Genomic DNA, 12238 nt, shown 5'->3' with positions numbered 1-12238 from the left:
GCGCACCTGCGGGTGCTTTTGCTGGCCTTGTTCGGCGTCGTGACACTGGCCGAGTGCCTGCTCAGCTCGCGATTAGCGCCCGACCCAATGGTGCCAGTCGGCGCGAACTGAGTTGTTCAGGGCCGACGAAGTAAGCGGTGTCGGCCGCGAAGGGGCTCCACACCGTGCTGCCCACGCCCTGCGGGTTGTCGGGGCCGTTCCAGCTGAAGGCGGCGCCGCCCCAGGGTTGGACGTCGATGCCCAGGTGCTTCTGGTACCAGGCGGCCAGGGCCTTGGGGTCTTGGGCCTTGAAGAAGATGCCGCCGATGCCGGTAACGCGTTTCATGCGGGCTCGCTTTCGGGTTGGGTTGCAAGGGGCGGCCAAGCTTAGGCCAGGGCCCGGCGGCGCCCTAGCCCCGGCGCGCGCCCAGAACCCACACCGACCACTGCATACCCCAGGAGCGGCAGCTCCTGGCTTCCGGCCGTGGCCACGCCGGCGAGCCGTAGGCGGGTTGGACCGGCGCAGCTCGGGGCCGGCGCTGGCGATGGTGCTTCATGGCGCTAGGCAGGGTTGCGTCTAGCTCAGGACGCGCGGGCCTGCAGGGTTGTTGGTCTGGGGCGCGCAGTGGTGTGAGACAAAGACTCTGGTCTACCCGCCGGACTCGCTCAGTGGCTCGGCATTCAGGAGTCCGTCGGCGCCCGTGCCCTGTCAGCCAAGCCAACCAAGCCCAGTCCCAGCATGACGGCAAGGGCGCTCCAACCCATATCCGCCCAATTCAGTGTGGCCTTGAACCAGATCACACCAGCGATCATCAGGAACAGTCCCAGACAGGCCAGCAGCTTGCGAGGTACCGACAGCGGCGCAAACCATTCTGCGAGGGCTTCAAGTCCGCCCTTGGTGGCCATCTTGGTCCCCGTCCGATGCCCAGGCTGAGGTGCCTGGAGTGTCTGAATGTCCTTGGTCTTCGGGCGAGAAGGAAACCCGCATTCACCGCAGGTGATGGCAGGTCCGGCATTGACCGTCTCACAGGACAAACAGCGCCACCGATAGGGCAGGCCACGACCGCTCATGGCTTCACTGCTCCGGATCCCCATCCACCACCCGCACCGCCGCAGCCCCCAGCTGCGCCACATCACCCGCGCGCAGCTTGCGCCCACGCCGGGTCTCAACCTCGCCGTTGACCTTGACCAGCCCATCGGCAATCACGGCGCGTGCCAGTTCGCGCTGGCCGTTCAGATCGGCGGCCTTGATCAGGGCTTCGAGGGTGATGTGCTCGCCGCGCAGGGGGAAGGTGTCGGGGTTCATGGGCGCAGTATCCGGGCCCGGCTGCGGCCGGGCTTGGACAATCCCGCCATGCCCCGCACTGAATCAGCCACCCTGCTGCACAGCAGCTTCTACCGCTTTCACCCCGTGGCCGACCCGGCCGCCGCGGCCGAGCGGGTGCGCGGGCTGGCGCAGGGCCTGCGCGGGCCCATCGTGCTGGCGGCGGAGGGCATCAGCGGCGCAGTGGCCGGCGTGCCGGCCGATGTAACGGCCTTCGAAGCGGCGCTGCAGGCCAGCGGCCTGTTCGGGCCGCGGCCGCTGGTGTTCAAGCACAGCCCCTGCCGCACGCCGCCGTTCGGGCGGCTCAAGGTCAGCGTCAAGCCGGAGATCGTGGCCCTGGGCCTGCCGCAGGCGCAGGCGCTTCCAGCGCCCGATGAACACGACGACTCGCACCTTTCGCCCCAGGCCTGGCGCGAGCTGCTGGCAAGCGGCAAGGCCGTGCTGCTGGACAACCGCAACCACTTCGAATGGCGCCTGGGCCGCTTTCGCGGCGCGGTGGACCCCGGCGTGCACCACTTCCGCGACTTCGTGGCCTACGTGGAAGCGCACGCGCCGGCCTGGCGCGAAGCTCGGCGCCCGGTGGCCATGTACTGCACCGGCGGCGTGCGCTGTGACAAAACCGCGCCCTGGATGCGCAGCCTGGGCCTGCAGGTGTTCCAGTTGGACGGCGGCATCATGAATTTCTTCCACGCCCTGCAGAACGAGGAAGGGGCGGCCGAGCGCGACTGGGAGGGCGAGTGCTTCGTGTTCGACAACCGGATTGCCCTGGATGCCCGGCTGCAGGAAACCGACACTGCGGCCGAGGCCGTGTTCGACCCCGCGCACCCCGATGAAGCCTGGCGCCTGAACCGCGCCCAGCGCCTGGATGAAGCCTGAGCCCTGGCGCCCACCGCCACGCGCCGGCCTGAACGCCAGCCGCGTGCGCGCCGACACCGGGTACGCCCATGTGCTGGGCTTTCTGCACGCGCGGTTTCCGCACATCCAGGGCTGGCGCGAACGCCTGTGCGCGGGCGATGTACTCGACGCCCTGGGCCACCCCGTGGGCCCCGACACCGCCTGCCCGCCCGGCACCCTGCTCTGGTACTGGCGCCGGCCGTCGCAACCCGAAGCGCCCGTGCCCTTTGAGCTGACCCTGCTGCACCGCTGCGAGCGCCTGGTGGTGGTGGACAAGCCACCCTTCCTGGCCGTCAGCCCGGTGGGCCGGCATGTGCAGGAAACGGTGCTGGTGCGCCTGCAGCAGCAGCTTGGCCTGCAGGACCTGACGCCGCTGCACCGCCTGGACCGTGACACCGCCGGCGTGCTGGCCTTCTGCGTGCAGCCCGCGCACCGCGACGCCTACCAGGCGCTGTGGCGCGAGCGCCGGGTGTGCAAGGTCTACGAGGCCATCGCGCCCTGGCGCGAAGATCTGCCCCTGCCCTTCACCGCCCGCCATCGCCTGGTGGAACCGAAGGACGCGCGCTTCCACCAGCTGCAGGTGGTGGCGGGCGAGCCCAATGCCGAGACCCTGGTCGAGCGCGTGCAAGAGCTGGACCCGGCGACCGTGCCCGGCGCCGCCGCGGGCCAGCGCCTGGCCCTGTACCGGCTGACGCCGCACACCGGCCGCAAGCACCAGCTGCGCGCGCAGCTGGCGGCGCTGGGGCTGCCGATCGTCAATGACCGCATTTACCCGGTGCTGCAGCCCGAGGGGCCGGATGACTACGGGCGGCCGTTGATGCTGCTGGCGCGCTCGTTGGCGTTCGTGGATCCGCTGAACGGATGCGAGCGCCGATTCCAGAGCCGGCAGCGACTGGCAGAGCCCAATACGTCTGGGTGAGCCAGGCGCCCACGTTTGCACGCGGCAGCTTTCATCGGGCTCGTCCGGGTGCCTCTCCTGGAAGCGCTTTGGTAGCGTGGGCCTGTCCGTCCAGAACGGCAGGTTGCAGCAAAGGAATGTCCATGCCGGTGTTACCTAGGGCGGTACGCCAGTGCTTGCACCGCCTTGCGCGCGGGCTGGCAGCGCTGGCGCTGCCCGTGGTGGCCAGCGGCTGGGTCTTCAGTGGCCAGGCCCAGGCGGATTCAATCACCTGGGTCGTGGTGGACCGAGCGCCGGTGATGATCCTGCAGGAAGGCCGGGTGCCGGCCAGCGCGGCGGAACTGGGCGCCGGCAGTGCCGATCAAGGCCTGGCCGCGGTGATCCGCCGCCTGCCGCAGTACCGCCACGAGTTCACGCTCAGCAATGTCGCCAGGATCTGGCTGGACATGGAGCGCGGCCGCAACCTCTGCTATTTCGCGGCGCTGAAGACCCCGGCGCGTCTGGCGGTCGCCACCTTCACGCCGGCCCGGCTGGTGCCACCCCAGGCGGTGCTGGTGCGCAAGGCGCGGCGCCAGGCTCTGGTGGGCAGCGCCACCCGCGTCAGCCTGGCCGAGTTGGTGGCCCGCGCAGGTGCCGAGGGGCGGGTCGAGAAGGGCCGCAGCTACGGCCCCGAGCTGGATGCGCTGCTGGCGGCCAGGCCCTTGGCGTCGGAGTCCGTGCCCAACACCGGGGCCCTGTTGAAGCCGCTGGCACGCGGTCACTTCAGCTTCACCATCGAGTACCCGCAGACCCTGCACTACATGGTGCAGCACGGCCAGATTCCGGACGCGCTGGACCTGATCGACATCCAGGAGGCGGGCAGCTGGAGCGAAAGCTACGTGGCCTGCACGCGCAATGCCTGGGGCCAGAAGGTCATCCAGGACATCGACCGCGCCATTCGCGAAGCCTCCGCCGGCCGTGCCTACCGCTCCGCCGTGATGGCCTGGACGCCGCCTGCGCTGCTGCAAGCCAAGCGGGCGGAGGTGCAGCGCTTCTTTGACGAGCGCAGCCGGGGTGGGCCGCGCATCGAGTGAGGTGCGAGCGTCAAATCCGCAATGGGCAAGCGGCCGCCACGGCCGGCTGTGCCATCAGATGCCGCCAGTGCTGCTCGTACGCGGGCGCGCAGCCAGGGGTCGGTGTAGGTCAGCGGCGGCTCGGGCTGCAGGTCTTCGATCAGATCCAGCATCGCCATCGATTCGGACAGGGCCTGCCTCTTCCACTCCAGGATGGGCACGCGCTCGCAGCAGTTGGCGCCCTCGGCGATGTAGAGCGCCAGCATCGCTGTATCAGGAGGGCTCGCCCTTCTTCGCCACCAGCGTCAAGATCTCATAACTCGCACACAGCTCACCCCGCTGGTTCGTCACCGCCACATCCCAGGCCACCACGCCGGCATTGGCCTGGCCTTCGCGCAGCGGGCGGTCGATCTTGCGCTTGGCGGTCAGGCGCGCCTGGATGGTGTCGCCGATCGCGACCGGGGTGACGAAGCGCAGCGTCTCCAGGCCGTAGTTGGCCAGCACCGGGCCAGGGGCCGGGCTGACGAACAGGCCGGCCGCCGCGCTGAGCACGAAGTAGCCGTGCGCGATGCGCTGGCCGAACTGGCTCTGCTTGGCGGCCACGTCGTCGAAGTGCATGTAGAAGTAGTCGCCACTCAGGCCACCGAAGGCCACGATGTCGGCCTCACCGACGGTGCGGCGGTGGGTCAGCAGGCTCTGGCCCACTTCCACATCTTCGAAGTAGCGGCGGAAGGGGTGGATCTCCGACTCCTGCACCGCGCCCCCGCGCTGGTACTCGCCGGTAACGGCCGTCAGCATGGTGGGTGAGCCCTGCACGGCGCAGCGCTGCAGGTAATGCTTGACGGCGCGCAGGCCGCCCAGTTCTTCGCCACCGCCGGCGCGGCCGGGGCCGCCGTGCTTGAGTTTGGGCAGCGGGCTGCCGTGGCCGGTGCTTTCCAGCGCGGCCTCGCGGTCCAGCACCAGCAGGCGGCCGTGCCAGGCGGCGAAGGTGGGCACGGCCTGGGCGGCCAGCGCGGGTGTCTTGGTGACCAGGCTGCCCACCAGGCTGCCACGGCCCAGGGTGGCCAGGTGCAGGCCTTCCTCGTAGTCGTCGTAGGCCATCAGGGTGCTGACGGGGCCGAAGGCCTCGACGTTGTGCACCTGGGTCTGCTGCAGCGGGCGGTCGCAGCGCAGCAGGGTGGGGGCAAAGAAGGCGCCGTTCTCGGTGCCCTCGCCCTTGGGCGTGAAGCCGTCGCGGCCGCTGAGCAGGATCTCGTTGCCCTCGGCCAGCAGGGCCAGCTTGTCCATCACATCGGCCTGCTGCGCGTGGCTGGCCAGCGCGCCCATGCGCACGCCCTCGATGGCAGGGTCGCCGACGACGATCTTCTTCAGGCGCGCGGTCAGCGCCGCGCCCACGGCGTCCATCAGATGGCGCGGCACGATGGCGCGGCGGATGGCGGTGCACTTCTGGCCGGCCTTGGCGCTCATCTCGCGCGCCACTTCCTTGACGAAGAGCTCGAACTCGGGGTCGTCGGGCGTCACGTCGGGCGCCAGCAGCGCGCAGTTCAGGCTGTCGGCCTCGGCGTTGAAGGGAATGGAGCGGCGCAGCAGATTGGGGTGGCTGCGGAGCTGCATCGCCGTGTCGGCGCTGCCGGTGAAGGTGACGACATCAGGCTCTTCGAGGCGATCAAACAGATCCCCCGTGCCACCGACGATGAGCTGCAGGCAGCCGGCCGGCAGCAGGCCGGAATCCATCATCACGCGCACGGCCTTTTCGGCCACGTAGCTGGTGGCGCTGGCGGGCTTGACGAGGCAGGGCATGCCGGCCAGGTAACTGGGCGCGAACTTCTCCAACATGCCCCAGATCGGGAAGTTGAAGGCATTGATGTGCAGGGCGATGCCTCTTCTCGGCACCAGCACATGGCTGCCGATGAAGTGGTTCTCTTGCCCTAAGCGCATCGGCGGGCCTTCGTGCAGCACGTTGCTGCTGGGCAGGTCCTTGCCGCCGATGGACGAGTACGCGAACAGGGTGCCGATGCCGCCTTCGACGTCGATCCAGGAATCGCTGCGCGTGGCGCCGGTGTGGGCGCTGATGGCATACAGCTCTTCCTTGCGCTCCATCAGGTAGGCGGCCAGGGCCTTGAGGGTTCGGGCGCGGTCCTGGAAGTGGGTGTTCAGCAGGGTACGCAGGCCGGTGGTTCTTGCGTAGGCCACCATCTCCTCGAAGTTCAGTTGTTCTTCGTGGGTGTGGGCGACGACCTTGCCGTTGATGGCGGAGCGCAGGGCCTGCTTGGGGCCTTGGCCGACCCAGCGGCCGGCGATAAAGCTTTGGAGAGTGGTGCTCATGCTGTTCCGTCCTGGTTGCTTGCTTTGCTGTTCGCTTGTTCGCTGCTGGTGTCCATGCCGTGAGAGCCCGCCGGGATTCCGCCCCGGCAGGCGGGTCACTTTCTTTGCTGCGCCAAAGAAAGTGACCAAAGAAAGGCGCTCAATGCACGCAGCCGACCTCGGGTCGGCCGCGATGGCACGGCTGGCTCACATGGCTCCCACACCCCTCCTGGGACTGCGAAAACCTGCCCGCTAAGCTGGCCGGAGTACCGGCCGACTAGACCACCGCAAACCATCACGGGCTCTCTGCGATGAATGGACCCCCAACGCATGCTCCGGCGAGCTCTTGCGCTGGTTGGGGGTCTGTTCTTCGGAGCTTGGCGGTCATGGTCCTGGGTGCCAGGGACGACCGGTACCCCGGGCGCCTTCGTTGTCCTGACCGTCGAAGTCAGATGGGGGCTCGTGTCAGTGTGAGCCCAAGCACCGCCGTCACAGTTCGCCCCTAGGGCGACTGTGTTCTTGAGCGCCTTTCTTTGCCCCGCGTTTCTTTGGCGCAGCAAAGAAATGCGGGTCGGGTGCAGGGGTGAAGCCCCTGCGGGCTGCAACGCAAGAACGCTCAAGCCAAGCCTCCGAGCACGCAAGCCATATGCACCTTCCCAAAGAACTGCCCCGTCTCCACATCCCGCATCGCCATCGGCTCCACACCAAAGCGCTTGAAGCCACAGCGGGCATACAGAGACTCAGCGGCCGCATTGCCCTCGGTCACGGTGAGCCTCACCACCCGCACCCACTCCCGCTCACGCGCCGCCGCCAGCACCGCATGCACCAGATCCGCCCCCAGCCCCAGCCCGCGCGCCTCGGGGGCGACGTACATGCCGAACAGCAGGGCCTTGTGGCAGGTCTTGGGCCGGTTCTCGAACTCCAGGCCGGCGCTGCCCACCAGCACGCCATCGGCAAAGGCGCCAAACACGCACTCCGGGGCATCGGGGGCTTCGCTGGCGCGGGCCAGCCAGAAGCTCATGGGCTGGGCGGCGCGTTCGCTCACCGTGGCGGTAAAGGCGTCCGGGTGCTCGGCGTAGGCGCGCAGGCTCAGAGCCCGGTAGGCGGGGGCATCGTCGGCGCCGAGGCGGCGCACCAGGGTGGTCGCGGTCATGCGGGCTCGTGGCAGACGGCTTCGATGTTGTTGCCGTCGGGGTCGATGACAAAGGCGCCGTAGTAGTTCGGGTGGTAGTGCGGGCGCAGGCCCGGCGCGCCGTTGCAGCGCCCACCGGCCGCCAGCGCGGCAGCGTGGAAGGCATCCACCTGCGCCCGGGTGGCCGCGCGCCAGGCCAGGTGGCAGGCGGTGGTGAAGGGCGCGCCGCCAAAGGGCGAGGGGCCCTGGATCAGCCAGGTGTCGAGCTTGCCGTCGTGGATGAAGCCCTGCATAGACTGGCCGTCGAACTCGAAGCTCGGGCCCTGCGTGTAGCCCAGCGGCGTGAGTGCGGCGGCGTAGAAGGCGGTACTGCGCGCCAGGTCGGCGACGCGAAAGGTCATGTGGTCGAGCATGGTCTTCTCCCTGTGTGTGAGTTGGGGTGGCTTCAGGCGGAGACGGCGGGCAGGCCGCCGAGCAGCAGCTGGGCCACCACCTCGGCCAGCTGCGCGTCGCTCACCGGACCCTCGGGACGGTGCCAGGTGTAGGTCCAGTTGATCATGCCGAACAGCAGCATGGTGACCGGCTTGGCCAGGCCGGCGGTTTCCAGGCCCGGGCGCAGCGCGGCCAGCGCGGCGGCAAAGCCGTTCACCACCTCGCGCTCCAGCTCGCGCACGCGCTGCTGGCGCGGTTCGGGCAGGAACTTCAGGTCTTCGGTGAGCACGCGGTGCTCGTGGCGCGCCGCGGTGTAGACGGCCAGGAAGCGCGCCACCAGCGCTCGCAGCTGCGCCTCGGGCTCCAGGTGCTGCGCGCGCACCTCGCGCACCAGGGCGGCAAGCTTCTCGATATGCGCCTCGCAGATGCGCGCCAGCAGCTCGGCCTTGTCGGGCACGTAGTGGTAGAGCGCGGGCTTGCTCAGGCCGCAGGCCTGGGCGACCTGGCTCATCGCGGTACCGGGGTAGCCGTTCTGGGCGAACAGCCGGGCGGAGACGGCGAGGATGTCTTGCTCGCGGGGGTTGGGTGTATTCACCGTTCGTCAAAACTGAGGGTGACGGTCGGCGTCAACGCATGCGCCTGGCACGCCAACACAAACCCAGCCGCCAGCTCATGCTTCTCCAGCGCGAAGTTGCGGTCCATGCGCACCTCGCCCTCCAGCACCTTGCAGCGGCAGGTGGAGCACACGCCGCTCTTGCAGGAATAAGGCACGTCCATGCCGGCGCGGGCGGCGGCGTCGAGCAGGCTGGGGTCGGAGGCCAGCACCTCGATGACGCGGGTGAAGCCGTCGCGGATGACGGTGACCTGGGCCTGGGCCACATCGCCGGCCTTGATCTCGTGCGGGGCGGGCTTGCCCTGCTGCATCTCGGGCGTGCCGAAGCGCTCGATGTGGATGCGCTCCTCGGCCACGCCTGCGGCGCGCAGCGCGGCCTCGGCCTCATCGTTCATCTGGTAGGGGCCGCAAATGAAGGCGTGCGAGATGCTGGCCGGCGGCACCAGGGTGTTGAGGAAGGCGGCGACCTTGTCGCGGTTCATCACGCCGGCAAAGAGGTCGGACTCGACCGCCTCGTCACTGAACACGGCGTGGATGGCCAGGCGGCCCATGTGCTGGTTCTTCAGGTCCTCGATCTCGTCCTTGAACATGGTCGAGTTGACGCGGCGGTTGCCATACAGCAGCGTGAAGCGGCTCTTGGGTTCGCGCGCCAGCACGGTCTTCATGATGGACAGGATGGGCGTGATGCCCGAGCCCCCGGCGATGCCCAGGTAGTGCCGCGCCTCGGCCGGCGCCAGCGGCACGAAGAAGCGGCCCTGGGGCGGGAAGACCTGCAGGGTGTCGCCGGCCTTGAGTTGCTTGTTGACCCAGTTCGAGAACCTGCCGCCCGCCACCTTGCGCACACCCACGCGCAGCAGGCCGTCGTCGATGCCGGCGCAGATGGAGTAGCTGCGGCGCAGGTCTTCGCCGTCCACCATCGCTCTCAGGGTCAGGTACTGGCCTTGGGTGAAGGCGAACACCTCGCGCAACTCGGCGGGGACGTCGAAGCGGACGATCACCGCCTCTTCGGTATCGGGCTCGACCGCGGCGACCTTCAGCTCATGGAAATGGAGGCTCATAGGGGCTTGAAATATTCAAAGGGTTCGCGGCAGGCCGTGCAGCGGTAGAGCGCCTTGCAGGCGGTGGAGCCGAAGGCCGAGAGGCGTTCGCTCTTGGGCGAACCGCAGCGCGGGCAGGGGATGGACTCGTGCAGGCGCAGGGGCTGGGTGACGGCCGCCGTACCGCTGGGCGGGGCGATGCCGTACTGGCGCAGCTTCTCGCGCGCGGCCTCGCTGATCCAGTCGGTGGTCCAGGCCGGGCTGCGGCGCTGCTCGATGCGCAGGGGCTGAAAGTCTTTCAGCGCGGCACGCACGTCGGCCTCGATCAGCTCGGTGGCCGGGCAGCCGCTGTAGGTGGGCGTCAGCACCACGGTGAAGCCGCCGTCTTCGTCCTCGCGCAGCTCGCGCACGATGCCGAGCTCGACCAGCGAGAGCGCCGGCACCTCGGGGTCCAGCACGGTCTGCAGGACGGCCCAGGCGGCATCGCGGCGCGACTGCACGAGGTTCATCACCAGGTGCCGCCCGGGTAGGCGCGCTGCAGGTATTGCATGTCGCTCAGCAGGTGGCCGAGGTGTTCGCTGTGCGCGCCGTGGCGGCCGCGGTGGGCGTTCGGGCGGTCCTTGGGGAGCTTGAGCGTGGCGCGGGCCAGCACGGGCTCGACCAGGGCGCGCCATTCGGCCTGCAGGCTGGCCCAGGCCGGGCCCAGCTTCTGTGCCTCTGCGGCCGCATCGACCTCGTCGCTTTCAAACAGCTCGCCCAGATAGGGCCAGATGCGCTCCAGCGCGGCCTGCATGCGGGCCTGCGATTCGGCGCTGCCGTCGCCCAGGCGCACGCACCAGTCGGCGCTGTGCTGCAGGTGGTAGCGGGCTTCCTTGAGCGACTTCTCGGCGATGGCGGCCAGCTCGGTGTCGCGGCTGTCCAGCAGCTGGGTCCATAGCAAGTTGAACCAGGCCGCGGTGAGGAAGTTGCGCACCACGGTGAAGGCGAAGTCGCCGGGGCGGCGGCTATCCACCGCGTGCGGCAGTTCGAACAGCACGGGGTTCAGGAACTGGTGCTCCAGGCGCAGCATGGCGAGCTGGTCTTCGTCCAGGCCATCCGCCGCGCCGGCATGCGTGAGCAGGGCGCGCGCCTGGCCCAGCAGGTCCAGCGCCATATTGGCCTGGGCCAGATCCTCTTCCAGGATGGGGCCATGGCCGCACCACTCGCTGTTGCGCTGGCTGAGGATCAGCGCGGCGTCGGCGATGCGCAGCAGGTAGCGCTGTTGCAGGGAATTGCTGAGCTTCATCACATGTGGTCCACGGAAGCGGGCAGCTTGTAGAAGGTCGGGTGGCGGTAGACCTTGTCATCCGCCGGGTCGAAGAGCTGGCCCTTCTCACCGGGGTCGCTGGCCACGATGTGCTCGCTCTTCACCACCCAGATCGACACGCCTTCCTGGCGGCGCGTGTAGACCTCGCGCGCCATCTGCACGGCCATCGCGGCATCGGGTGCATGCAGGCTGCCGCAGTGCTTGTGGTCCAGGCCGCTCTTGGCGCGCACAAAGACTTCCCACAGGGGCCATTCATTGGTGCTCATGCTGCTTCCTTGTGTTGATCGGCTTGCTTGCGGGCATGGGCCAGGGCGGCATCACGCACCCACTGGCCTTCGTCCCAGGCGCGCACCCGTGTGGCCAGGCGTTCGCGGTTGCAGGGGCCGTCGCCGCCCACCACGCGCCAGAACTCGTGCCAGTCGATGGTGCCGAAATCCCAGTGGCCGCGTGCTTCGTTCCACTTGAGGTCGGGGTCGGGCAGGGTGATGCCGAGCAGCTTGGCCTGGTCAACGGTGGCGTCGACGAACTTCTGGCGCAGGTCGTCGTTGCTGTTGCGCTTGATGCCCCAACGCATGCTCTGCTCGCTGTGCAGGCTCTCGCTGTCAGGCGGGCCGAACATCATCAGAGACGGCCACCACCAGCGGTTGACGGCGTCCTGCACCATGGCCTTCTGGGCCTCGGTGCCTTTCTCCATCATCACCAGCAGGCTCTCGTAGCCTTGGCGCTGGTGGAAGCTTTCCTCGCGGCAGACACGGATCATGGCGCGGGCGTAGGGGCCGTAGGAGCAGCGGCACAGCGGCACCTGGTTCATGATGGCCGCGCCATCCACCAGCCAGCCGATGACGCCCACATCCGCCCAGGTGACGGTGGGGTAATTGAAGATCGAGCTGTACTTGGCCTTGCCACTGTGCAGGGCGTCCAGCATCTGGTCTCGGCTGGTGCCCAGGGTTTCGGCTGCGGCGTAGAGGTACAGCCCGTGGCCACCCTCGTCCTGCACCTTGGCAAGAAGAATCGCCTTGCGCTTGAGCGTCGGCGCGCGGCTGATCCAGTTGCCCTCGGGCAGCATGCCGACGATTTCGGAATGCGCGTGCTGGCTGATCTGGCGCACCAGGGTCTTGCGGTAGTGCGCCGGCATCCAGTCCTTGGGCTCGATGTAATCGCCGGCGTCGATGCGGGCTTCAAAAGCGGCCTCGCGCGCCTGGTCTTCGGCCGTGGCGGCAGCCAGCTTGGCTTCCTGTTCCAGGCTCAGGGATTGGGTGTACATGGA

General features: G+C 68.7%; 15 protein-coding genes. 3 read left to right on the top strand and 12 right to left on the bottom strand.

Going from position 1 to position 12238, the window contains the following annotated elements; genetic code table 11:
* Window positions 1-61: 61 nt before the first annotated feature.
* The 3 genes from ACE3QP_RS18930 to ACE3QP_RS18920 form a co-directional block, all read right to left on the bottom strand.
* Entirely contained in the window at window positions 62-325 is a 264-nt protein-coding gene (locus ACE3QP_RS18930) for a VOC family protein (protein ID WP_374438209.1), read from the bottom strand.
* 335 nt (window positions 326-660) lie between these two features.
* The gene (locus ACE3QP_RS18925) at window positions 661-885 is read right to left on the bottom strand and encodes a hypothetical protein (RefSeq protein WP_374438206.1); all 225 of its coding nucleotides are present in this window, start codon (window positions 883-885) and stop codon (window positions 661-663) included.
* Window positions 886-1054: 169 nt separating this feature from the next.
* Entirely contained in the window at window positions 1055-1285 is a 231-nt protein-coding gene (locus ACE3QP_RS18920) for an RNA-binding S4 domain-containing protein (protein ID WP_374438205.1), read from the bottom strand.
* A gap of 48 nt (window positions 1286-1333) precedes the next feature.
* On the opposite strand from ACE3QP_RS18920, the gene ACE3QP_RS18915 reads away from it, so the two are divergent.
* From ACE3QP_RS18915 to ACE3QP_RS18905, 3 genes are all read left to right on the top strand, one after another.
* The gene (locus ACE3QP_RS18915; RefSeq protein ID WP_374438203.1) at window positions 1334-2179 is read left to right on the top strand and encodes a rhodanese-like domain-containing protein; all 846 of its coding nucleotides are present in this window, start codon (window positions 1334-1336) and stop codon (window positions 2177-2179) included.
* A complete protein-coding gene (locus ACE3QP_RS18910; RefSeq protein ID WP_374438202.1) occupies window positions 2169-3116 on the top strand; it encodes a pseudouridine synthase in 948 nt (315 codons plus the stop codon). Before ACE3QP_RS18915 ends, ACE3QP_RS18910 begins: the two co-directional genes overlap by 11 nt.
* A 155-nt stretch (window positions 3117-3271) precedes the next feature.
* Window positions 3272-4168 carry a TIGR02285 family protein gene (locus ACE3QP_RS18905; RefSeq protein WP_374438200.1) on the top strand — a complete coding sequence of 299 codons (897 nt, stop codon included), beginning with the start codon at window positions 3272-3274 and terminating at the stop codon, window positions 4166-4168.
* 252 nt (window positions 4169-4420) lie between these two features.
* Here ACE3QP_RS18905 and paaZ read toward each other — a convergent pair whose 3' ends face one another.
* The 9 genes from paaZ to paaA form a co-directional block, all read right to left on the bottom strand.
* Window positions 4421-6472, bottom strand: a complete 2052-nt coding sequence (gene paaZ, locus ACE3QP_RS18900) for a phenylacetic acid degradation bifunctional protein PaaZ (protein ID WP_374438198.1) — start codon at window positions 6470-6472, stop codon at window positions 4421-4423.
* Between the two features lie 595 nt (window positions 6473-7067).
* Window positions 7068-7604 carry a GNAT family N-acetyltransferase gene (locus ACE3QP_RS18895; RefSeq protein WP_374438196.1) on the bottom strand — a complete coding sequence of 179 codons (537 nt, stop codon included), beginning with the start codon at window positions 7602-7604 and terminating at the stop codon, window positions 7068-7070.
* Window positions 7601-7996: a VOC family protein gene (locus tag ACE3QP_RS18890; RefSeq protein ID WP_374438195.1), complete on the bottom strand. Its 396-nt coding sequence runs from the start codon at window positions 7994-7996 to the stop codon at window positions 7601-7603. The genes ACE3QP_RS18895 and ACE3QP_RS18890 overlap by 4 nt, the downstream gene beginning before the upstream one ends.
* A 32-nt stretch (window positions 7997-8028) precedes the next feature.
* Window positions 8029-8610: a TetR/AcrR family transcriptional regulator gene (locus ACE3QP_RS18885; protein ID WP_374438193.1), complete on the bottom strand. Its 582-nt coding sequence runs from the start codon at window positions 8608-8610 to the stop codon at window positions 8029-8031.
* Window positions 8607-9686 carry a 1,2-phenylacetyl-CoA epoxidase subunit PaaE gene (gene paaE, locus ACE3QP_RS18880; RefSeq protein ID WP_374438191.1) on the bottom strand — a complete coding sequence of 360 codons (1080 nt, stop codon included), beginning with the start codon at window positions 9684-9686 and terminating at the stop codon, window positions 8607-8609. Before paaE ends, ACE3QP_RS18885 begins: the two co-directional genes overlap by 4 nt.
* Window positions 9683-10174: a 1,2-phenylacetyl-CoA epoxidase subunit PaaD gene (gene paaD / locus ACE3QP_RS18875; RefSeq protein ID WP_374438189.1), complete on the bottom strand. Its 492-nt coding sequence runs from the start codon at window positions 10172-10174 to the stop codon at window positions 9683-9685. The genes paaE and paaD overlap by 4 nt, the downstream gene beginning before the upstream one ends.
* Complete coding sequence (gene paaC, locus ACE3QP_RS18870; protein ID WP_374438188.1) at window positions 10174-10950, bottom strand: 1,2-phenylacetyl-CoA epoxidase subunit PaaC; 777 nt, start codon at window positions 10948-10950, stop codon at window positions 10174-10176. Before paaC ends, paaD begins: the two co-directional genes overlap by 1 nt.
* Window positions 10950-11237, bottom strand: a complete 288-nt coding sequence (paaB, locus tag ACE3QP_RS18865; RefSeq protein ID WP_374438186.1) for a 1,2-phenylacetyl-CoA epoxidase subunit PaaB — start codon at window positions 11235-11237, stop codon at window positions 10950-10952. The genes paaC and paaB overlap by 1 nt, the downstream gene beginning before the upstream one ends.
* Window positions 11234-12235: a 1,2-phenylacetyl-CoA epoxidase subunit PaaA gene (paaA, locus tag ACE3QP_RS18860; RefSeq protein ID WP_374438184.1), complete on the bottom strand. Its 1002-nt coding sequence runs from the start codon at window positions 12233-12235 to the stop codon at window positions 11234-11236. Before paaA ends, paaB begins: the two co-directional genes overlap by 4 nt.
* Window positions 12236-12238 lie beyond the last annotated feature (3 nt).

It is taken from the genome of Inhella sp., assembly GCF_041912635.1.
GTDB lineage: Bacteria > Pseudomonadota > Gammaproteobacteria > Burkholderiales > Burkholderiaceae_C > Inhella.
Note: the sequence above shows the minus strand (reverse complement) of the source record. Positions and strands in the feature narration are given on the sequence as shown.